The organism is Proteus alimentorum, assembly GCF_002607735.1.
Classification (GTDB): Bacteria; Pseudomonadota; Gammaproteobacteria; order Enterobacterales; family Enterobacteriaceae; genus Proteus; species Proteus alimentorum.
The window spans coordinates 135,800-157,072 of sequence record NZ_NBVR01000020.1; the positions used below are offsets into that span (position 1 = coordinate 135,800).

Sequence of the window (21,273 nt, forward strand, 5' to 3'; positions counted from 1 at the left end):
CTCGTGCCAAATGGCACGTATAATCACACTCCATTAAGGCCCCTTAGCTCAGTTGGTTAGAGCAGGCGACTCATAATCGCTTGGTCACTGGTTCAAGTCCAGTAGGGGCCACCAAATTCTCGCTGTTAAATCAGCACATTAAGCCACTTCTTATCAAGTGGCTTTTTTGTTTCTATAAACCGTTGCCCCATTTTCCTTATTGGGATAGATACATTATCCTTTCTCATCTCGTGATCGTTAATCCCCTCTATTAAAAGAAAATTTATGACTCCACGCTCATTAACTTTTATCTTTAATTCTTTTAATAAAATTAATTAGATAATCTCTTATTTTATTGTAATAATATCCCCACAAATTAAAATCTTGTCTTATATAATTACAATTATGGTCATACGTCCTAATCAACACTGGTTTTTTCGGTTATTTGATTGGCATGGTTCTGTGCTTTCAAAAATAATCTTCCGTTTATGTCTTAATATTATCATGTCAATTATCGCTATTTTGATTTATCAATGGTATGAACAATTAGGCATACACTTAACAGTTGCTCCTTTTAGTTTACTAGGTATTGCTATCGCGATATTTCTTGGTTTCAGAAATAATGCAAGTTATAGCCGACTTGTCGAAGCAAGAACATTATGGGGAAATATGCTTATTACCCATCGTAATATATTAAGAAATATAAAGGCATTATTACCTGAAGATAAAGAATTTAATCGAGATTTATCCAACCTTCTCATTGCCTTTAGTTGGAGTCTAAAACACGAGTTAAGAAAAACTAATCCAATGGTTGATCTTTACCGCTTATTACCTCGTTCTTTATTTGATGAAATAATGAATAGCCCTTACCCGACCAATCGTATTCTGTTGCATATTGGTTTAAAAATAGGTGAACTGAGAGATAAAAAAATGATAAGTGATGTTATCTTTCAATCAATAAATAAAGATATTAATAACTTATCAGATGTATTAGGAGGGTGTGAACGTATATCCAATACTCCCGTACCTTTTGCATATACCCTTATTTTACAACGAACTGTCTATCTATTTTGTGCATTGCTACCTTTTGCTTTAGTTGCCGATCTGCATTATATGACACCTTTTGTATCCGTATTTATCTCTTATACTTTTTTATCTTGGGATTCACTAGCTGAAGAATTAGAAGATCCTTTTGGTGTATCTGCAAATGATTTACCGTTAAATGCCATTTGTAATACTATCGAAAGAAATCTCTTAGAAATGCAAGATATCTTCCCATTACCTATTACAGTAAAACCCGACAGACATTATAATTTATTGTAATTGATAAATTTAAAATAGAACACATTAAAAAAGACAGTGTCAATCTAATAACACTGTCTTTTTATTTATTAATAACTCAAATTATTAATGCGTTCTCATTCCCGCACTGTACATTAATAATTTAAATAAAGAGGCTATAATCGCAAGGCTTAATACACTTAAAGACCAAATGATAATCATCCACCCAATTTGTTGATACCAATGTGCTTTTTTTTGCATTGGCTTTATTGTTAAAAAATGATTAATGATAGCTTTCATTGGGATCCACCTTTCCGCGAAATACATAATAACTCCAACTGGTATATGCCAAAATCACAGGAATAATGATAACTGCACCAACCAACATAAATTTCTGACTTAACACTGGCGAAGCAGCATCCCAAATAGAAATTGTTGGTGGAATAATATGAGGGAAAATACTCACGCCCAACCCAGCAAAACCAATAAAGACTAATAAAAGTGATAATAAAAACGGCAAATAATGACCATAATTATAAGCACTACGCACTATTCCCCAAGTGCACGCTAATACGCATAAAGGCACGGGTAATAAAAAGAATAAATTCGGTAAACTAAACCAGCGCTGTGCAATATCTTCATGTGTTAATGGTGTCCATAAACTGACTATCGCAATCGCAACGAGTAATGCAATCGCTAAATAAACCGTGATTGAACACATTTTACGGTGCAGTTGATGTTCCGTTTTCATTATTAACCATGAACTGCCTAAAAGTGCGTAGGTCAATAATAAAGCAAAACCACAAAAAAGAGGAAATGGCGCTAACCAATCAAGCGCAGATCCACTAAAACTACGCCCTGTTACTTCAAAACCATTAATAAGCGCCCCCACCGCAATACCTTGACAAAATGTCGCGAGAAAAGAGCCCCCAATGAAAGCCAAATCCCAAAATTGGCGATGTTTAGGTAATGCATTAACACGAAACTCAAAAGCCACACCACGAAATATAAGACCGATTAACATTAATGTTAATGGGATTGTCAACGCATCAATAATCACAGCGTAAGCCAGAGGAAATGCACCATATAACGCAGCACCACCTAAAACCAGCCATGTTTCATTACCATCCCACACAGGTGCAACACTATTTACCATAGTATCTCGTTGTATTTTATCTTTCGTAAACGGCAAAATAATACCAATACCCAGATCAAATCCATCGGCGATAATATACATCAGTGTGGCAAAAATAATGATGGCAAACCAAATAATCGAAAAATCAATATTCATTATTTTTCACCTTGATTTAAGGAAATTGGATGAGTTTCAACAGGACCTTTTTTCATTAAGTGCATCATATAAAAATAACCGATACCAAATACTGAAAAATACACCAAAATAAAAGCCAATAAACTCAGACTCATTTGTAAATCACCATGAGCAGAGACGGCATCTTTAGTTCGTTGCAATCCATACACAACCCAAGGTTGACGGCCAATTTCTGTCGTAAACCAACCGGCAAGGATAGCAATCAGTCCCGTAGGTCCCATCAATAATGTAAATCGTAAAAAAAGCGGGGAAGTATAGAGTTTCTTTTTCTTGCGTAAAATGACACTTAATAGACCAAGACAGATCATCAACATACCAAGTCCTGCCATGATCCTAAATGACCAAAATATAATGGTGGAATTGGGTCTATCTTCAGGTGCAAAAGTATTTAACGCAGGTATTTGCTTTTCAAGGCTATGGGTAAGAATAAGGCTACCCAAATACGGAATTTCAATCGCATATTTTGTTTTTTCTTCTTCCATATCAGGAATACCAAACAAAATAAGGGGGGTTGCTTCTTTAGATGTATTATCCCAATGCCCTTCAATTGCAGCTATTTTCGCTGGCTGATGTTCAAGTGTATTTAATCCATGCGCATCACCAACAAAAGCTTGTATTGGTGCAATAATCAGCACTAACCATAACGCCATTGATAACATTTTACGTACTGCTGCTGTATCCTTCCCTTTTAATAAAAGCCATGCCGCACACGCAGCAATAAATAAAGCGCTAGCTAAAAATGCCCCAATTGACATATGTAATAGGCGATAAGGAAATGAGGGATTAAAAATAATCTGTAACCAATCGACAGGAACGACTACGCCATTTTCAATTTCATAGCCTTGTGGTGTTTGCATCCAGCTATTTGATGACAAAATCCAAAATGTTGAAATAATCGTGCCTAATGCCACCATACAGGTTGCAAAAAAATGGAGCTTACGTCCTACTTTATTCCAACCAAATAACATAATACCAAGAAATCCCGCCTCTAAGAAAAAAGCGGTAAGTACTTCATAGGTCAACAATGGACCAGTAATACTGCCGGCAAATTGAGAAAAACCACTCCAGTTTGTCCCAAATTGGTACGCCATGACGAGCCCCGATACCACTCCCATACCAAAATTGACGGCAAAAATTTTCACCCAAAATTGATATAAAGTGAGATAACTCGACTCTTTTGTTTTTAGCCAAAAACCTTCTAATAAAGCTAAAAAGCTTGCCAAGCCTATTGTAATGGCAGGGAAAATAATATGAAAAGAGACCGTGAAAGCAAATTGTATTCTTGCTAAGTGAAATGCATCTAATCCAAACATAATGCCCCGCCTAGTATAAATCTATTTGTCATAAATTTATTCATTTCCATTTTCCTATTTGTGTTTTTCTCAAATAAATTATTATTAACTCTTTATTATTAATACCAACTACCTTTATTCCATCTCTGAAAAATTAAAGATAAAAGTATTTAATTTATATTTACATATATTATTCATATGATCGCCTTTCTATTTTCTAATAAAAAACAGAAACAACAATAGACGTTGTATATTTAAATATACATCGATAATAAAATTACACCTCATTGATTAACAAGTATATTTTAAAAAATGCAGAGTTGAAGAGTGTATATTCACTAACGTGTTAATATTTTTAACCAGCCTATAACAGTTAGTCAAATAAATTGATTTTATTGAACGATAGATATGCTCTATCACGCCTTAAAATATAGCAGGAATGCACTATTTAGAATGTTACCTCCGTTGACAATTAAGACACATTGATTTAACTTTTTAAATAACAGAAAATTCGTATGTTTATATAACTTCCAGCTTACACACTTATTAACCATTAACGTTAATAAGTTTAAATATATTATTTAATGCAGATTTCATTATATATTTAATTATATAACCATTTTGATTTTTATATTCACCTGACAATATTTTCATAAATATTATTATTTACGTTTTAGGAATGTATATATGAGTAAAAATAAATCGCCTATTCCTGGAGTGAAACCGTATAACGGACCCGCTGGAGGATGGGGAGCATTAAAAGCAACAGCAATCGCGGTACGCACTCAAATGGATGCGTTTATTGCGCCTAAAACATTGCTTAATACCAATCAACCTGATGGCTTTGATTGCCCAGGTTGTGCATGGCCAGATAAAGAGCACCACTCGACTTTTCAATTTTGCGAAAATGGTGCCAAAGCTGTAACTTGGGAAGCAACCAAAAAAAGAGTCACACCTGAATTTCTAGCTCAAAATACAGTAACGGAATTACTGAAAAAATCAGACTTTGAACTCGAAGGATACGGCCGTTTAACCCACCCACTTTCTTATGATCCTATTACTGATACACTTATTCCTGTCTCTTGGGATCACGCATTTAGTCGTATTGGCGAGCTATTAAGAGATATCCCTTCACCAGATAGTGTGGAATTTTACACATCAGGCAGAGCTTCAAATGAAGCAGCCTATTTATTCCAGCTTTTTGCTAGAGAATATGGCACCAATAATTTTCCTGACTGTTCAAATATGTGTCACGAACCCACTAGCGTAGGATTACCGCAATCCATTGGTATCGGTAAAGGGACTGTTTCTTTAGATGACTTCGACAGTACACAATTAATTATTGCCATTGGTCATAATCCCGGCACCAACCACCCTAGAATGATGGGAACATTACATGAAGTTGCTCGTCGAGGTGTGCCAATTGTTGTTTTCAATCCATTAAAAGAACGTGCTTTAGAGCGTTTTACAGATCCTCAAAGCGTGATTGAAATGGCAACTTATAGCTCAACCAATATTGCATCATCTTATTATCAAGTTAAGGCGGGCGGTGATGCAGCTGCGTTAAAAGGCGTTATGAAAACCTTATTGGCATGGGATAATGAACGTGGCGATATTCTTGATCATGACTTTATTGCTGAACACACTCAAGGGTTTGAAGCGGTTGTTGAAGATCTTGATCACACGACTTGGCAAGATATTGAAAACGAAAGTGGACTATCACAAGCTGATCTTGAAAATGTTGCACGGCTCTATGCGAATTCACCAGCCACAATTATTACTTACGGCATGGGAATTACTCAACATAATAAAGGCACCGCAAATGTTCGCTTAATTGCCGATTTATTATTAATGAAAGGCAATATCGGTAAAAAAGGCGCAGGAATATGCCCATTACGCGGACACTCTAATGTACAAGGAAACCGCACTGTGGGGATCACTGAAAAACCCTCCACAGAATTTCTGCAAAAAATAGAGCAAACTTTTGGCTTTAGACCCCCTTATAAACATGGGCATGATGCTGTTAATGCCATGCAAGCCATGGTTGATGGTAAAGCAAAGGCATTAATTTGTTTGGGTGGTAATTTCGCCGTGGCATTACCCGATCCAGAACTTTCGTTTTCAGCAATGAGAAAATTGGATCTCAGCGTTCATATTGGTACTAAATTAAATCGCTCTCATTTATTGACCGCTAAAAATACCTTTATTTTGCCTTGTTTAGGTCGAACTGAATTAGACGTACAAGCATTAGGTCGTCAATCGATTACCGTTGAAGACTCGATGTCGATGGTACATGCATCTTCGGGCAAATTAACGCCGGCTTCGCCTTTGCTCAAATCAGAACCGGCTATTGTTGCTGAAATGGCGGCGGCTACGTTATCTAATAGCAAAACGCCTTGGATGAGATTTACTGAAAGTTATGACCTCATTCGTGACATGATTGAAAAAACAATCTCTGGTTTTGATAACTATAATCAACGCATTCGAGTACCTGGTGGATTTCGCATGCCACTTCCTGCGGTGGATAGAGTATGGGATACCCCAACAGGAAAAGCGATGTTTTCTGTTTTTGAGGGCGTTAAAGAGAATAAATCGGTCTCTGGTGATGATGTATTACGCCTAGTTACACTACGTAGTCACGATCAATACAACACCACAATTTACGCATTAGACGACCGTTATCGTGGCATCTTCGGCAGACGCGATGTACTCTTTATGAGTGAAATTGACTTGATATCAAGAGGCTTAAAAGAAGGTGATAAAGTCACTATTGAAACAGTCAGTGAAAATAGAAAATTGCAACTTGATAATATCACTGTTGTTTCATTCAGTATTGCTCCCGGCACGGTGGGTGCTTATTACCCAGAAGCCAATGTCCTTATTCCTCTGAATTATATTGATAAAGAAAGCGGTACCCCCTCTTATAAATCAACCCCTGTCAGGGTTTATGCAACAAAAGATCTCGTTGCGTAATATTCTGATTTAAAAGATATAAAAGGCGAGCTTATAAATAAGCTCACCTTTAATTTATAACCCCGAGTCTTTTAAATAAGCCCGCATCTCAGCAAAGCATTTTTCAATTAAAATAGAACGAGGCTCTTCACGTCGAATAATAATGCCAAGAGGAGCGTTAATCATCGCATCAGCAATAGGCACTACAGCCAGATTTTGGCTGAGTTTTTCCATTCCTTTTGAAATAGGCACAATGGATGCGCAAAATCCTGTATCGACAGATTGTATGAGATGAAGTGTCGAACTACTTTCAACTAACACTTTGGGGTGCAGATTATAACGCTGAAATGCCAAATCAACGGATTGCCTAAAATGATTGGCTTTATTAAGCAACGCTAAAGGAAGTTTGACAGCTTCCTCCCACGATATTTTTTTTGCCGATGGCATAAAGTAATTACGATGGAATAAAAGCCCTAATTCCGTTTGCTTTAAAGCATAAATTTCATGTTGCTGGGCATTCGCTTTTTCTAAATAACAGATACCAATATCAAGCCGATTGCTATTAAGACTGTCGATTATCTCCTCGCTATTTGTCGAAGAGACTTGAAAACGAATTTCAGGAAATATCGATGAGATTTTCTGCAACATTTGCATCGGATTTAAATTGGTCAAAGGAACAATACCGATACGTAATTGACCTAGTAGTTGTTGTCGAAAATTTGCTGCTTCTGCTTGTAACCCATCATAAGCAGATTCCATGGTTTTCGCCCATTTCAAGATTTTTTCGCCTTCTTGCGTAAATCCTTCAAAGCGAGAGCTTCGCTTGATAAGTACTACATCAAGCTCTTTTTCTAAATTACGTAATCGCATTGATAAAGTCGGTTGAGTCACATGGCACATCTCAGCAGCTTGACCAAAATGTTGAGTTTTATCTAAAGCGATTAAATAAAATAATTGTTTGATGTCGATATGCGATAACCTCGTGATAAGCAGGTGAATTGAAGAAAATGCAACTTTTCATATTATGCAGTCAACAATACGCAAAATTTTACTTATCTACCAACCATTTTCTCAATAAAATAATAATAGGAAGGAAATAAAAAGAGGATTAAATGACGTTTCAAAAATAAAGCTCACTTTCATATCGCTATCAAAGTGAGCCTGTTTTAAACACAATAGTCACTGACTAACTTAACAGATTAATATTGTTCTTTAATTTGAAAGACTGAAACTTTATCTGTTAAGTTTTGTGCTTTCTCATCTAAAATCATTGTCGACGTTGCACCTTGTTCAACTAAAGCCGCATTTTGCTGAACCACAGAATCCATTTGGTTAATAGCTACTGCGATCTGTTCAATACCCACTTTTTGCTCTTCTGATGCAATACTAATCCCCTGCATGATATCGCTAACTTTAGTAATAGAAGAAACGATGTCCTGCATATGCTCACCCGTTCTATTTACCAATTCTCTACCATGAGCCACATCAGCAACAGACTCTCTGATAATTTGGTTAATTTCACGCGCAGCATCCGCACTTCTTGCTGCTAAATTTCTCACTTCTGTTGCAACAACGGTAAATCCACGGCCTTGCTCACCTGCACGCGCGGCTTCAACGGCTGCGTTTAATGCCAGAATATTGGTTTGGCTTGCTATGTTATTAACCACATCATTGATTTCAGCAACTTTTAATGTTCCTACCTCGATTTTCTTCATCGAGTTAATGGCATCATTCATAATGTTAGAACCATCAATTGCTAAATCGCGGGTTTCTGCGGTAATAGAGTTTGCTAAAATCGCATTATCCGTATTATTCACTACGGCAATTTTTATCTCTTCCATACTTGCTGCTGTTTGTTGCAGAGCACTTGCTTGTTCCTCAGTACGAGAAGAGAGATCTTGGTTGCCAGAGGCAATTTCTGCCGAACCTTTTTTGATCTCTAGTGCTTCTTCTTTAACAAGTTGAATAGTCGATGTTAGCGCAGTTTGCATATCCCCCACATTAGAGAACAAGGTGCCAAACTCATCATTTCGTTTTTTAGGCAGAGTAAAACTTAAATCACCTTCTCCCACTTTTTGCAAAATGGCCGATAATGTATTCAAATTAAAGATAAACGTTTTATTTACCCAACGAATGACAATATAAAGAAGAACAAGAATGATCCCCAGAGCAATAATGGTCGTGTAAATTGACAACTGTACCATCCAAGCTTGCTGCGCTTTAATATCATCATTCACACCTTTAGTGATCATTAGATATTCATCAAAGAGATCCGATAAGCGATTAAAATCATTGGAGAGGTTTGATTCTGTGTAATCTAGTGTATCGATAGGTGCAATAAGTTCATCGAGAAGATAATAGAATAACACGGATAGTTGTTCTGAATTACGTTGAGCATCAGGACTTATCTTCTTCACGCCTACCCAGTGTGTAATCGTCGCTTTTGATTTTGTCGCCAACGCTTTCGCTTCAGTAACAAGTGATTGAATGGTTTCTTGCTTGTTCTCATCTGTCATTGTTTTCAACAACATTAGATAGTTGACGTGAGAACGAATGGTCGCTAATTCATATCTTGCTTCTTGAACACTATTCAATCTGGTATTCAAGGAATCCAATGATGCGAAGTTTTCTTGCATTCTATAAATAAAAAACGACGACAATACAGATGATAATAAGAAAATGGCTAACAGTATGATAGAACCTACTTTAGCTGATCTTTCAATACTCATGAAATAATCCCCCCCGGCAATAAAATAATACAAATGTACTCATTTATCGGCACGAAATAGATTTTATTTACTTATTAATCAGAATTATCGATACAAACACGTATTACAGTTCTCAATCAATGATGCTAATCAGTTTTTTACTCTGTTTTCAAACCATTAACGCAGATCATATACCGTGATGAAATAGTATTTTAGTGTTATTAATTAATGGGTAACTAAAATTTGACTTTGATTAAAACTAAAAATAAGTAAAAATTTTAAGCGTCGCACAAAATAATAAGCATTGAATACTCTATAAAAATAAAATTAACACAGAAAACTTCTTGAATTTTCAGCTGTTATTAATAATTTAAAGATTATTAATCATAAGTTTTACTTTACTATATTATAGTCTATACAATTTTAAATAATAAAAATAATGAATGGTGAGACTAAACTACCAACTTATCTACTCAAGTAGATAAACAAAATAGAATGTAATAAATAGATACCTAATAAATCATTAATTAATCAATTTAGCCTCAATAGATTATCCCCAAATAAAAGCGATAAGTTAATGTTTTTATTTTTAATAATACTAATCCATCAATAATTAATATCTACATTTAAAATAATCAGCTATTGGTTTTATAAAATATCTTTTTATTCATTATGTAAATAATTTGTACTTGTACACATAAAAAATAGTAATTTTGAATAACCAATAGACACACTGTCTCATTTTGAGAACAGTGATATAATAAGCTTAATGACCTTAAAAACTCTGATGATTTACGGAGCCTTATCCTGTATGCAACCCCAATTTGAAAACGCGAAAAACACCGTAAAAACGTTATCAGTGTTTGATTTTGATGGCACGCTAACCTATCACGACAGTTTTATCCCTTTTCTAAAATTCGCCTTTGGCAAGCGTAAATTCTCACGCCGTTTAATTAAAATGGTATTACCAACATTACGTTGCTTTAGACGTAAACTCACCCGTGATGAATTAAAAGAAGTGCTGATCAAAACCTTTTTAACCAATATTGATGAGCAATGGTTAAAAGAAAAAGCAGAACAATTTTGCCAGCTTTACTGGGCTAAATTAATGCGTCCTACTGGCTTATTCGCGGTTGCTGAAGAAATAAATAGCAATGCTGAAGTGACGATTTGCTCTGCATCACCAGCGATGGTGTTACAACCTTTTGCAAAACGCTTAGGGATCAAGTTAATAGGAACAACACTTGAAGTCGTTGATGGCAAGCTGACAGGAAAAATTATTGGCAATAACTGCCGCTGTGGTGAAAAAATAAAACGATTAGAAGCGGTATACGGCGATTTAACACAATACCATTTAAGAGCGTGGGGAGATTCTCGAGGCGATCATGAATTGCTTTTTGCAGCGCAAGATCCTCATTGGCGCCACTTTCATACTGGTCGTCGTAAAGCTAAAAATTCACCGATTAAAACAACAACTAAAAAAGAATCTTAATCACTTACTGTTTTCTTATCGATGCAAACAAATAGCCCCCGCAATAGCGAGGGCTAAATAGTGTCTTAGATATTCACGCCGTGTTGTGATGCTAACGCACCTAAACCACCCGCAAAACCTTGACCTACAGCTTTAAATTTCCACTCTGTACCATGGCGATATAACTCACCAAAGATCATTGCTGTTTCTGTTGATGCATCTTCAGAAAGATCAAAGCGAGCAATTTCAGTACCATTGTCGTTATTATAAACGCGCATAAAACTGTTACTGACCATACCAAAGTTTTGTTTACGGTTTTCTGCATCATAAATAGTGACTGCGAATACCAGTTTTTTCACTTCAGCAGGGACTTTTGATAGGGTGATTTTTACTTGCTCATCATCACCATCGCCTTCCCCAGTACGGTTATCTCCTTGGTGCTCAACGCTTCCGCATTGACTCACTTTGTTATTAAAGAAGATAAAACTTGCGTCTGAAAGTACTTTTCCATCTTCACCTACCATGAACACTGACGCATCTAAATCGAATTCTGCGCCATCAGTCACGCGGGCATCCCATCCTAGACCAACCATAGCAACCGACATTGTTGGTGCTTCTTTAGTCAGAGAAACATTACCACCTTTAACAAGGGAAACTGCCATATCAAAGCTCCTACTTTATTGAATCAACTGGCAATCACATCTTATGACTGCCAGTGGTTAGTATTTTACCAATCGGCTATCAAGAGGCATTAATACCGTATTGAGCACAAACTGAACCTAAACCACCCGCATAACCTTGACCCACAGCGCGGAATTTCCACTCCGTGTTATGGCGATATAGCTCACCAAATAACATTGCTGTTTCTGTTGATGCATCTTCAGTTAAGTCATAACGAGCAACTTCAATTTGGTTGTCATCATTAACTAAACGAATAAATGCACCTGACACTTGGCCAAAGCTTTGGCGACGAGCTTGCGCATCATGGATAGTCACAACGAAGATAACCTTATCGACATCATTTGGGATCATGTCTAATTTGATTTTCAGCGCTTCATCATCACCATCGCCTTCACCTGTACGATTATCCCCAGTGTGAACAACAGAGCCATCAGCAGATCTTAAGTTATTATAAAAAATGAAATCGGCATCGCTACGCACTTTTCCATTTGCAGCTAACAGAAATACAGACGCATCTAAGTCAAAATCTTGACCATCTGTAGAACGGGCATCCCAACCAAGTCCGACAAGGACGTTTTTCATCGTTGGGGCTGCTTTGCTCAGAGAGACATTACCACCTTTAGAAAGAGAAACGCTCATTTTATAACCTCTTTAGTTTTGTTTTTAATATTCTGATTTCTCAAGAATATTTATTAATTTGTCTTACCTTCATCATCTTTTTTTTCTGGGAATAAAAAGCTTGCAATAATACCCAGAGCAAGAACACCTAGCACAACAAATAAGCTCGTTGTCGCGGAGATGCTGTATCCATGTTGCCAGATATGATCTGTTGCATTTAAACCCAGTTTTGCAGCAATAAAGAACAACAACACAATAACCGCTTTTTCAAGGTAAACCAGATACTGTTTTAACGCTTCTAACACGAAGTAAAGCGTACGTAAGCCTAAGATTGCAAACATCATTGCACTATAAACAATGAGGGGTTCACGACTTACTGCGATAATAGCGGGAACCGAGTCGAAAGCAAACATCACATCGGAAAGCTCTACAACAGCTACACACAGCATAAGTGGTGTTGCATATAACGCTGCTTTTGTACCACGACCGATAGTAATTTCTTTGTTTTCTGGTTTTGCTAATTCAGCATCGACTTCTTTTTGCGTTAATACGAAAGCATGCCCAGTGATTTTTGGCCATATAGGGAAAAATCGTTTAACTAAGCGATAAGCAAGATGTTGTGAATAGTCTTCAATCTCTTCACTATCATCACCGCTTTTCAGCATCATAACCGCCGTCCAAGCAACGATTAAGGCAAATATTATCTCAACATATGGTCCTAAACTTAGCAGTCCTGTACCGATAGCAACAAAGATCCCACGGAAAACGATAGCACCGATGATCCCCCAATAAAGAACGCGGTGACGGAAGCGGTCAGGTACAGCAAACCAAGAGAAAATCGCCATCATGACAAACAAGTTATCAACGGAAAGCACTTTCTCTAATGCATAACCTGTTACGAATAAACTCGCAACTTCTGCGCCATGGTGAACATACAGGAATCCTGCGAATGCCATTGCAACGGCAACCCAGAATATAGACCAAAATATGGCATTCTTTAATGTTATCGGCTTATCTGCACGATGCATAAATAAGTCGATAAAAATAGCGCCAATCGCAAGTACAACAAAGACAATGACAGTTTCTGTCGGAAAACCAATATGTGTGGATACCATAATAATTCCTGAACGGTTCCCTATATTAAATTAATTACAAACCAAACTCTGCGGGCTGAAAGCCTAATGCAATGGCAATAGCACGCACAGCTTCTTTTTCATCATTGTCAAAATCACCATCACTTTTCGCAACAGCAATACCGACACGAATAGCTAATTGCGCAGCTTCTGGCTGATCTTTCATTGCCAGAATATACTTCATGGTTTCGCCTTTACCGACTTCAGTATCAAATTCGAAACTCAGGATTAGCTTATTAAAGAATTCGATAACTTCAGAAGTATCAAAAACTTTAAGTTCATCTGATGCTTTTAAAAAACCGAGCATCTTCTGTTTTTCTTCAGAACTCACGCCGTCACTCGCAATGGCGATACGCGCACAAACCGCAACAGTGCCTTGCATAAATTTTTTGTTTTTAAAGCGACCAACTTGCTTGGCTAACTCAGAACGGCCTGTATTAAAACCTTCTTTTAATTTGTTAAAAAAACTCATGTTATTTTTCCTTATATCAACTTGATCACTTAGAACCCGCTGTCCAGCGAAATCCCCACCCGTAGGCATTATCCATATCACGGTGGCCTTTAAAAAACTCATTGAGACGTTCAACTTTTATTGATCCGTTCTCATTCACTAGTCGGGCAATTGCACACATACCTCGACCATTATTACCATCAGTTAAGCGTGTTTCTATAGGGGGTTGATCAGGTACATGAATGGTGACCACGCCGTCAGTCTTGCTCCAATTCGGTACACCTTCATAAATAAACGCGAAAATCAGTACTTGCTTAATATTTTTCCATTCACGGCCATTCACAAATATCCATTCACCACCAGCAACATCTCCAGTACGATCATCGCCTTGTAATTCAACATAAGGAATACGATTAAAATCACCAAATCCGTTTCCTAATGCTTGAATAACGGACTTATGTCCTTGTTGAAGTTCAACAAAAGCGCCAATATCTAAATCGATACCTTTATTGCCACCAAACAACCCACCTAATAACCCAGAACCTCCACTTTTGCTTTCACGATGCCAATCAAGGTTGATCCGAATTTTACCGAAGTCATCTTTCTTCGTTAGGCTGATTGCGGGTTTCTCTTTGGTTAAAGAAACCTTACTTAAATTCACCGAACTTGGCGCTGGTTTCGGTGCTGGTGCTGGTGCTGGTGCTGGTGCTGGTGCTGGTGCAGAGTCTGCAATATCAACACCAAAATGTTCAGCTAATGGCTTTAAGCCACCGTTGAATCCTTGAGCGATAAAACGGAATTTCCAACTACCATTACGACGATACAATTCACCTAAAATTAATGCCGCTTCAGGACGCCCGTTAATATCAACATTACCGTTCGCCACAACTTCGTTATTAGCATCAACTTGAATTGATAATCGTTGTAAATTTGCGATAGTTTGTTGACCTTCACAAGTCGCTGTAAACGCAATTTTTTCAACATCTGGACGTAAACGCGTTAAGTCCACAGTGAAAGATGTGCTATTTCCTGCTGTCGCATAAATAACAGTGCGATCATCACTGGCTGTTTGCCCATAAAACACCATATCGGTGTCGCCATTCACTTTACCTGACGCATAAAGCCTAAAAGCAGACACATCAACAGGCGTACCCGATTGAATTCTAACGATTAATGTCTGATTAGGAACAGGTAAGTTACCACCTGGAGTCATATTCATTTATCGCACCACCGTAGCCACAATATCAGGCATCATGTCGTTAATAACACGGCCCTTACAAGGCGCACCAAATGCTGTGAAATCCCATTGACCATGATTACGTTGTAAAGAAGCAATCACGATACCTGTATGAGAGCCTTGCTCTGTTAAGGTATAACGCACCAACTCTTTGTTCGTTGTTTTATCAACAACACGGCAGAATGCGTTTTCAACTTCATTAAATGTTTGTCCACGGAAACTGTTTACTGTGAATACCAAGTATTCAACATTTGTTGGTAAACGGTTTAAGTCAACGAAGATTGTTTCATCATCACCATCACCGTCACCCGTTAAATTATCACCAGAGTGAATAACTGACTGACAACTTGATTTTAATTTTCTAAACCAAATGGTATCGATTTGATGACCACTTGCGTCAAGCAATACGCAACTTGCATCTAAATCAATAGAACCACCACCACCAAAAAGACCGCTTAATAATCCTTTTTTCTTAATCGGATCCCAGCCCAAACCAAACATTAAATGGCTCAGTGTAGGTGCTTGTTTACTGAGAGAAACTGTTTGATTCTTGCTTAATGAAACCATAATTAAATTCCTTCAGAGGTAGAGTGAAACAACAACGCCATTTGTGATTAATTCCATATCATGAAAACCATCATATCATGATGAAGTACATGAGCAAGACTATTTTTCTCAATTAAACTTAAAGTTTTGTCAACACATTGATATTAATGATGTTTTGTTGATTTAAAATGTTAAAAACGCAAGAAAATCATAATAATAACCCAATCAATTACCCAATTTTAAACTTAACTAAAATAAATCATATTATGATTGACACTATTCTTCGGAATCTTCATGATTATAGACATTGAACCCTACACTTTTATTTCACGGTATACAGAGTAATGAATAACACAATTTGGTTTATGGAAGGTTTATCATCACAACGCGATATCATTCAAAGTGTTAAAGACTTTGCAAAACAACAGCACCAAGGGATCTTTGTGCTCGCATCTCATCGTCATACTCGAAATGAGATTTTATCGCTTGCTGATGGGGCTTTTTATGAACCTCTTGAAGAGACATTACGCTTACAATTTATCGCTGATGTTGTAAAACAGCATCAAGTCAGTGCTATTCACACTGGTCGTAATAGCGCATGGTTTGAATTACATCGGCAAGAAATCGAGTCATTTGGGGTAAAATTAACTACTGGAGCCACACAACTCGAACAGCTTCAGTTAGCTGATAATAAAGTTGCATTTGCACAAGCGATGGAACAAGGTGGGCTTCCTGCAGTACCTTCTATTTACATTGAATCTATCGATGAACTAGAAGCGCATATAAAAGAGCCTCCTTTTGGTGAAATACCTTTATGTATCAAACCGGTAAAAGGGATTTATGGCATGGGCTTTTGGCGCTTTGATAATCAAGTTTCACCGATGGCACTGTTTAATCACCCAGAAAATCGCCAAGTCAATCCTCAACAATATCTTGATGCATTAAAGGCGGTAGAACGTTTTGAACCTTTAGTCTTAATGCCTTATTTACCCGGTCCTGAATACTCTATGGATATGGTAGTTGAACAAGGTGATGTTATTGCAGCTGTCGCTCGACGCAAAGAAGGCGCAATACAACATTTAGAAATTTCAGGTGAGGCTTATGAATTAGGTAAAGCGTGTGCAACAGCAATGAAAGCCGATGGGCTTGTGAATGTGCAGACTCGAAATAATCATCAAGGTCGCCCACTCTTACTTGAAATTAATATGCGCCCTTCTGGGGGGATTGGTTATACCCAACATTGTGGAATTAATCTTGCCGGTATTTTTGCTTTGCGCCAATTAGGATTAATGAGTATTGAAGAGGCTCAAGCCCAAAATAACCATTTTACACCAACAAAAATACGCTCAATGACCGATTCTATTGTTTTCAATTCAACGCTAACAAACTTAATCAGTACGGATAATAATTAATAATGAAAAATAGTATGAGTGACTCATCCGTTTATCGTCGCCCTCTTTCTTGTGGCACATTAAGTGTGACGCCAAATTGCTCTATTGAGTTACTTGATGAATTATTTGATATTGCAGAAAGACGCAATCCTAAGCGTGCATTTCTATTTGTCAGTAAAGTGTTAGGCCGTCATATCCCTGTTTCACCGAAAAAAATGCGTGAAACCTACCAAAAACTTGCCAGCCAATTTCCTGACTCACTTGAAGGCCCTGTTCTGTTTATTGGTATGGCAGAAACTGCGGTGGGTTTAGGTGCTGGCATTTTTGATGAAGTGAGAAATCGCTATCAACAAGCCATTTATTTAACATCAACGCGCCATCCTGTTGATAAAGGTGAGCTGCTATGTGAGTTCAAAGAAAATCACAGCCATGCAACTGATCACTTACTCTATTTGCCTACAACAACAGAGCAACGCCAGTGGGTACAACAAGCAAAAACCGTTGTATTAATTGATGATGAAGCGACTACAGGCAATACCTTTATTAACCTGCTTTCAGCACTACGTGAAGAAGGCGAATTAACCCATATTGAGCAAGTTATCGCGGTAACCTTAACTGATTGGAGTGGTGATTCTATTGCTGAGCGCGCCCCATTACCGATTAAGACTCTCTCTTTAGTTCAGGGGAAATGGCAATGGGATGCCGATCCAAATGCGCCTTTACCTGTTATGCCTAATGTTAATATCACGGCATCAGGGCAAGTTGCGATCACCGGTAAACAAAGCTGGGGTCGATTAGGGATGACAACGCCTGCGAGCGATTTGGGTTTATCTATCAATGCTTCTTTGGGTGAAAAGATCCTTGTTTTAGGATCGGGAGAATTTGTCTGGGAACCATTCTTATTAGCTGAACGTCTTGAAAAACAAGGTGCTATCGTAAAATATAGCTCGACAACGCGTTCACCTATTTCAACCAATTTTGCCATTCAATCAGCGATTACATTTACTGATAATTATGGTTTAGGTATTCCTAATTTCGTCTATAACGTGGCACATCAACAATTTGATCGTATTTTGCTTTGTTGTGAAACACCCGCCAAAAGTATTGATAACCAACTGATTGAAGCCCTCAATAAAGTTGCACCGATTGTTGAGGTCATTAGTTATGACTAAGCCCGTTATTTTAACTGATCTCGATGACACCCTATTTCAAACACGTCGTAAGATGGTGGATGAATTAGCACTAGAACCCTATAAAACTGGCGCGCTAGATAGAAGCTTAAAACCCCGTAGCTTTATGACTCAAGAGCAAGCCATGCTAGTAGATTGGATGTTAGAGAACGCGGATTTAATTCCTGTGACTGCTCGCGGAACGGAAGAGATCAGTCGAGTCACCATTCCTTTTCATTCTTGGGCGGTCACCACACACGGTGCGGTAATATTAACGCCTGAAGGCACAGCAGATACACAATGGCAAAACCATATTACGCAAAGCTTAGCGCCCTATACCCAGCGTTTGTTGACGCTACAACAATCCATTACGCAATTAATGGCGGAACGAAATATTGATGGTTGGGCACGTATTAATTATGAATACGGTAATTTGCCTATTTATTTAGTCATGAAGCATAACGATAGCTCTCGATTAGACGAGCTATACACCCTAGGTGATGAAATAGAAAAAACATTTTCAACCAACGGTTTTTATATTCATCGCAACAGCAACAATATTGCTTGGTTACCTGAGCCTATCGAAAAAGGCAAAGCCGTCACCTATTTGCTCAATAAATTAAACGCTGAGCGTGGTGTTTTCCCTGTGATTGGGCTTGGTGACAGCCTAAGTGATCATCGCTTTATGAAATTATGCAGTTGGTATGGACTTCCTCGCCAAAGCCAATTTGCGGACGCGATTAACACAAAAATTTTTGGAGAATAAACATGATGGATCATAAGCCGTTTTCTGGCTCTTATGTATCAGGAGATGTCGATTTCCTACTTCAACCAGTGAATATCGAAATGACACCCGTTGAGGTAAAAGAAGAACTGATACAATCGGGTAAACGCCACTATTCTGACATGCTAAGTCAAGAGCCTGAGCCAACAACATGGCATCTAGATCTCTTTGAAAAAGCGCTAGAAACAGGCTCTACACGCTTAGCCACTGAAGTCATCATGTTGGCTAAATCACTGATTGAACGCTTTGGTGATACCCCCATTATTTTGACAAGCCTTGTTCGTGCAGGTGTTCCTTTAGGTGTCATGTTGCAACAAACGTTGCGTAAAATGGGAAAAACCGCTTACCACTACGGCATTAGCATTATTCGAGATAGAGGCATTGATAGCGAAGCGCTTTCATGGATAGAACAACGCCACGGTACAGAAGGTATTGTGTTTGTCGATGGATGGACAGGAAAAGGCGCTATCACAGGTGAACTTATTCGTTCATTATCAGGACGAAAAGGCTATCCAGCCCAACCTCGTCTTGTCGTCCTCGCTGATCCTTGTGGCTGTGCATGGTTAAGTGCCAGCGATGAAGATTGGCTTATCCCATTTGGGATCATGGGAGCACCTGTTTCAGGATTAATTTCACGTTCAATTTGGACGGAAGAAGGCTTTCACGGTTTTGTGGATTGCCAACATTTAAAACAGTATGAATGCAGTCGTTACCTTGTTGATACTGTGGGTAACGTCGTTGATACATTAATCGATAACGATATTCCACTCGCGACATTTAAAGAACAACAATCAGACTTAAAAAAACTGAGCGAAAACGTCGTCAATTCACTTGCAAAAAAATATGATATTTCAAATATCAATCGTATAAAACCCGGTATTGCTGAAGCCACACGCGCTGTTTTACGCCGTGTACCTGACCATATTCTTGTGAGAGAAATAACCGATCCTGATGTCGCGTTACTGGTTTATCTTGCGCAAGAAAAAAATATTGCTGTTATTGAAGCAGGGCAAGCGCTTGGTCAATATCGTGCAGTGACTATCATTAAAAAGGTGAAATAATGATTGAACGATTATCCCCATGGAATCTAGGGGCAACGCTTTATATGCCCGCAACACGGACAGATATTGCGACGACAATTATCAACCAGAAAATTGAAGGATTACGCTCTTTAATTATCTGTTTAGAAGATGCCGTGAGTGATACAGATATTCCCGTTGCATTAGAAAACTTAGCGGCATTATTAAATACCTTAGCAGAGCATAAAAAAAACAGTGATTGTAGCCATTGGCCACTGTTGTTTATTCGCCCTCGCCACACTGAAATGGGTCAATGGATCACTGAAAACCTTGATGTCAGTGCCATCGATGGTCTTGTTTTGCCTAAGTTTACGCAAGCTTCTCTGCCTGTTTGGTGGAATATTATTGAAAATACGCATTTATGTATGATGCCAACACTTGAAACAGAAGAAGTGTTTGATGTTATCCAAATGACAGCGCTTGCCAACCACCTACTGACTCACCCTTGCCATAACAGAATTATTGCATTACGTATTGGTGGCAATGATTTAATGAATGTCATTTCCCTTAGACGTAATCGCCAATTAACACTTTATGATGGCCCAATGGGTTACGTGATAAAAATGTTAGTTGCTGTCTTTGGTGCTCGCCAATTTGCCCTCACCGCACCGGTTTGTGAGCATATTGATGATCACCACATTATGGATAAAGAGCTAGCGCTTGATATTGCTAATGGTCTTGTAGGCAAAACAGCGATCCATCCAAAGCAAATTCATAAAATTGAACAAGCTCTCATGGTGTCTCAGTCCGATCATTCAGATGCATTACGTATTTTAAATTCAACACAAGCTGTATTTAAATCACAAGGGGCAATGTGTGAACCCGCAACACATCGTCGCTGGGCATTGAGTATTTTAACCAGAGCTAAAATTTATGGTATTATTCCTAACCAACAAAATAATGCTCAACGTTTTAACGCAACATAAAATACTTTATAACAGACTGTAATCAACATGAGATAAAATAATTATCTTATATTGATTTCGATTTATAAGTTTCTAGTTAAAACATGTTATCTTTAACTAGAACTTATAAAAATAAGACTCCCTTTTTTATTAAAAAAGTGTATTTTTTTTATTTCAATTATTAATTTATACTACATTTAATAGGAAGCTTATTTTATATATCCTTGTCAACACAGAACAAGAATAATAGAAATTATTGCTGAATA

Annotated in this window: 19 protein-coding genes and 1 tRNA gene; 9 read left to right on the top strand and 11 right to left on the bottom strand. The window is 37.8% G+C overall.

What is annotated here, in order from left to right; translation table 11 throughout:
• Nucleotides 1-37: 37 nt before the first annotated feature.
• Nucleotides 38-114 (top strand) — tRNA-Ile (locus B6258_RS05825).
• 270 nt (nt 115-384) lie between these two features.
• The gene (locus B6258_RS05830) at nt 385-1,302 is read left to right on the top strand and encodes a bestrophin family protein (protein WP_099074478.1); all 918 of its coding nucleotides are present in this window, start codon (nt 385-387) and stop codon (nt 1,300-1,302) included.
• A gap of 84 nt (nt 1,303-1,386) precedes the next feature.
• Here the strand turns inward: B6258_RS05830 and B6258_RS05835 are convergent, their stop codons facing one another.
• Genes B6258_RS05835 through B6258_RS05845 form a run of 3 tightly spaced genes read right to left on the bottom strand, consistent with a single transcriptional unit; the run spans nt 1,387 to nt 3,903 of the window.
• Nucleotides 1,387-1,566, bottom strand: a complete 180-nt coding sequence (locus B6258_RS05835) for a DUF2474 domain-containing protein (RefSeq protein WP_099074604.1) — start codon at nt 1,564-1,566, stop codon at nt 1,387-1,389.
• Complete coding sequence (gene cydB, locus B6258_RS05840; RefSeq protein WP_099074479.1) at nt 1,544-2,551, bottom strand: cytochrome d ubiquinol oxidase subunit II; 1,008 nt, start codon at nt 2,549-2,551, stop codon at nt 1,544-1,546. The genes B6258_RS05835 and cydB overlap by 23 nt, the downstream gene beginning before the upstream one ends.
• Complete coding sequence (locus B6258_RS05845; protein ID WP_099074480.1) at nt 2,551-3,903, bottom strand: cytochrome ubiquinol oxidase subunit I; 1,353 nt, start codon at nt 3,901-3,903, stop codon at nt 2,551-2,553. The genes cydB and B6258_RS05845 overlap by 1 nt, the downstream gene beginning before the upstream one ends.
• Nucleotides 3,904-4,569: 666 nt before the next feature.
• Between B6258_RS05845 and B6258_RS05850 the strand changes: the two genes are divergently transcribed.
• Nucleotides 4,570-6,855, top strand: a complete 2,286-nt coding sequence (locus B6258_RS05850) for an FdhF/YdeP family oxidoreductase (protein WP_099074481.1) — start codon at nt 4,570-4,572, stop codon at nt 6,853-6,855.
• Nucleotides 6,856-6,909: 54 nt separating this feature from the next.
• Here B6258_RS05850 and B6258_RS05855 read toward each other — a convergent pair whose 3' ends face one another.
• Nucleotides 6,910-7,803, bottom strand: a complete 894-nt coding sequence (locus tag B6258_RS05855; RefSeq protein ID WP_240531531.1) for a LysR family transcriptional regulator — start codon at nt 7,801-7,803, stop codon at nt 6,910-6,912.
• 230 nt (nt 7,804-8,033) lie between these two features.
• The gene (locus tag B6258_RS05860; protein ID WP_099074483.1) at nt 8,034-9,563 is read right to left on the bottom strand and encodes a methyl-accepting chemotaxis protein; all 1,530 of its coding nucleotides are present in this window, start codon (nt 9,561-9,563) and stop codon (nt 8,034-8,036) included.
• Between the two features lie 790 nt (nt 9,564-10,353).
• Between B6258_RS05860 and B6258_RS05865 the strand changes: the two genes are divergently transcribed.
• The gene (locus B6258_RS05865; RefSeq protein WP_099074484.1) at nt 10,354-11,034 is read left to right on the top strand and encodes an HAD family hydrolase; all 681 of its coding nucleotides are present in this window, start codon (nt 10,354-10,356) and stop codon (nt 11,032-11,034) included.
• A gap of 65 nt (nt 11,035-11,099) precedes the next feature.
• On the opposite strand, the gene B6258_RS05870 is transcribed toward B6258_RS05865, so the two are convergent.
• The 6 genes from B6258_RS05870 to B6258_RS05895 all read right to left on the bottom strand — a co-directional run bounded on the left by B6258_RS05870 (nt 11,100) and on the right by B6258_RS05895 (nt 15,700).
• A complete protein-coding gene (locus B6258_RS05870; RefSeq protein WP_099074485.1) occupies nt 11,100-11,675 on the bottom strand; it encodes a TerD family protein in 576 nt (191 codons plus the stop codon).
• A gap of 79 nt (nt 11,676-11,754) precedes the next feature.
• Entirely contained in the window at nt 11,755-12,333 is a 579-nt protein-coding gene (locus tag B6258_RS05875; protein ID WP_088494626.1) for a TerD family protein, read from the bottom strand.
• Nucleotides 12,334-12,386: 53 nt separating this feature from the next.
• Nucleotides 12,387-13,427, bottom strand: coding sequence for a TerC/Alx family metal homeostasis membrane protein (locus tag B6258_RS05880; protein WP_099074486.1), 1,041 nt, complete (start codon nt 13,425-13,427; stop codon nt 12,387-12,389).
• A 34-nt stretch (nt 13,428-13,461) separates the two neighbouring features.
• The gene (locus B6258_RS05885; RefSeq protein ID WP_099074487.1) at nt 13,462-13,917 is read right to left on the bottom strand and encodes a tellurite resistance TerB family protein; all 456 of its coding nucleotides are present in this window, start codon (nt 13,915-13,917) and stop codon (nt 13,462-13,464) included.
• Nucleotides 13,918-13,942: 25 nt separating this feature from the next.
• Complete coding sequence (locus B6258_RS05890; protein ID WP_099074488.1) at nt 13,943-15,115, bottom strand: TerD family protein; 1,173 nt, start codon at nt 15,113-15,115, stop codon at nt 13,943-13,945.
• Entirely contained in the window at nt 15,116-15,700 is a 585-nt protein-coding gene (locus B6258_RS05895) for a TerD family protein (RefSeq protein ID WP_099074489.1), read from the bottom strand.
• A gap of 323 nt (nt 15,701-16,023) precedes the next feature.
• Here B6258_RS05895 and B6258_RS05900 point away from each other — a divergent pair, with 323 nt between their 5' ends.
• From B6258_RS05900 to B6258_RS05920, 5 genes are read left to right on the top strand one after another with little or no spacing between them, the layout of a single operon-like run.
• Complete coding sequence (locus tag B6258_RS05900) at nt 16,024-17,091, top strand: ATP-grasp domain-containing protein (protein ID WP_099074490.1); 1,068 nt, start codon at nt 16,024-16,026, stop codon at nt 17,089-17,091.
• A 2-nt stretch (nt 17,092-17,093) separates the two neighbouring features.
• The gene (locus tag B6258_RS05905; RefSeq protein WP_099074491.1) at nt 17,094-18,242 is read left to right on the top strand and encodes a phosphoribosyltransferase domain-containing protein; all 1,149 of its coding nucleotides are present in this window, start codon (nt 17,094-17,096) and stop codon (nt 18,240-18,242) included.
• Nucleotides 18,235-19,005: an HAD family hydrolase gene (locus tag B6258_RS05910; protein ID WP_099074492.1), complete on the top strand. Its 771-nt coding sequence runs from the start codon at nt 18,235-18,237 to the stop codon at nt 19,003-19,005. The genes B6258_RS05905 and B6258_RS05910 overlap by 8 nt, the downstream gene beginning before the upstream one ends.
• Before the next feature lie 2 nt (nt 19,006-19,007).
• Nucleotides 19,008-20,084, top strand: a complete 1,077-nt coding sequence (locus tag B6258_RS05915) for a cysteine protease StiP family protein (protein WP_099074493.1) — start codon at nt 19,008-19,010, stop codon at nt 20,082-20,084.
• Entirely contained in the window at nt 20,084-21,028 is a 945-nt protein-coding gene (locus B6258_RS05920) for an HpcH/HpaI aldolase/citrate lyase family protein (protein WP_099074494.1), read from the top strand. The genes B6258_RS05915 and B6258_RS05920 overlap by 1 nt, the downstream gene beginning before the upstream one ends.
• Nucleotides 21,029-21,273 lie beyond the last annotated feature (245 nt).

What these genes read in the sequence shown, in the direction of transcription:
- B6258_RS05830 (WP_099074478.1), top strand. Translation starts at nt 385, where the DNA reads ATGGTCATACGTCCTAATCAACACTGGTTTTTTCGGTTATTTGATTGG.
- cydB (WP_099074479.1), bottom strand. Translation starts at nt 2,551, where the DNA reads ATGAATATTGATTTTTCGATTATTTGGTTTGCCATCATTATTTTTGCC.
- B6258_RS05845 (WP_099074480.1), bottom strand. Translation starts at nt 3,903, where the DNA reads ATGTTTGGATTAGATGCATTTCACTTAGCAAGAATACAATTTGCTTTC.
- B6258_RS05850 (WP_099074481.1), top strand. Translation starts at nt 4,570, where the DNA reads ATGAGTAAAAATAAATCGCCTATTCCTGGAGTGAAACCGTATAACGGA.
- B6258_RS05860 (WP_099074483.1), bottom strand. Translation starts at nt 9,563, where the DNA reads ATGAGTATTGAAAGATCAGCTAAAGTAGGTTCTATCATACTGTTAGCC.
- B6258_RS05865 (WP_099074484.1), top strand. Translation starts at nt 10,354, where the DNA reads ATGCAACCCCAATTTGAAAACGCGAAAAACACCGTAAAAACGTTATCA.
- B6258_RS05870 (WP_099074485.1), bottom strand. Translation starts at nt 11,675, where the DNA reads ATGGCAGTTTCCCTTGTTAAAGGTGGTAATGTTTCTCTGACTAAAGAA.
- B6258_RS05875 (WP_088494626.1), bottom strand. Translation starts at nt 12,333, where the DNA reads ATGAGCGTTTCTCTTTCTAAAGGTGGTAATGTCTCTCTGAGCAAAGCA.
- B6258_RS05880 (WP_099074486.1), bottom strand. Translation starts at nt 13,427, where the DNA reads ATGGTATCCACACATATTGGTTTTCCGACAGAAACTGTCATTGTCTTT.
- B6258_RS05885 (WP_099074487.1), bottom strand. Translation starts at nt 13,917, where the DNA reads ATGAGTTTTTTTAACAAATTAAAAGAAGGTTTTAATACAGGCCGTTCT.
- B6258_RS05890 (WP_099074488.1), bottom strand. Translation starts at nt 15,115, where the DNA reads ATGAATATGACTCCAGGTGGTAACTTACCTGTTCCTAATCAGACATTA.
- B6258_RS05895 (WP_099074489.1), bottom strand. Translation starts at nt 15,700, where the DNA reads ATGGTTTCATTAAGCAAGAATCAAACAGTTTCTCTCAGTAAACAAGCA.
- B6258_RS05900 (WP_099074490.1), top strand. Translation starts at nt 16,024, where the DNA reads ATGAATAACACAATTTGGTTTATGGAAGGTTTATCATCACAACGCGAT.
- B6258_RS05905 (WP_099074491.1), top strand. Translation starts at nt 17,094, where the DNA reads ATGAAAAATAGTATGAGTGACTCATCCGTTTATCGTCGCCCTCTTTCT.
- B6258_RS05910 (WP_099074492.1), top strand. Translation starts at nt 18,235, where the DNA reads ATGACTAAGCCCGTTATTTTAACTGATCTCGATGACACCCTATTTCAA.
- B6258_RS05915 (WP_099074493.1), top strand. Translation starts at nt 19,008, where the DNA reads ATGATGGATCATAAGCCGTTTTCTGGCTCTTATGTATCAGGAGATGTC.
- B6258_RS05920 (WP_099074494.1), top strand. Translation starts at nt 20,084, where the DNA reads ATGATTGAACGATTATCCCCATGGAATCTAGGGGCAACGCTTTATATG.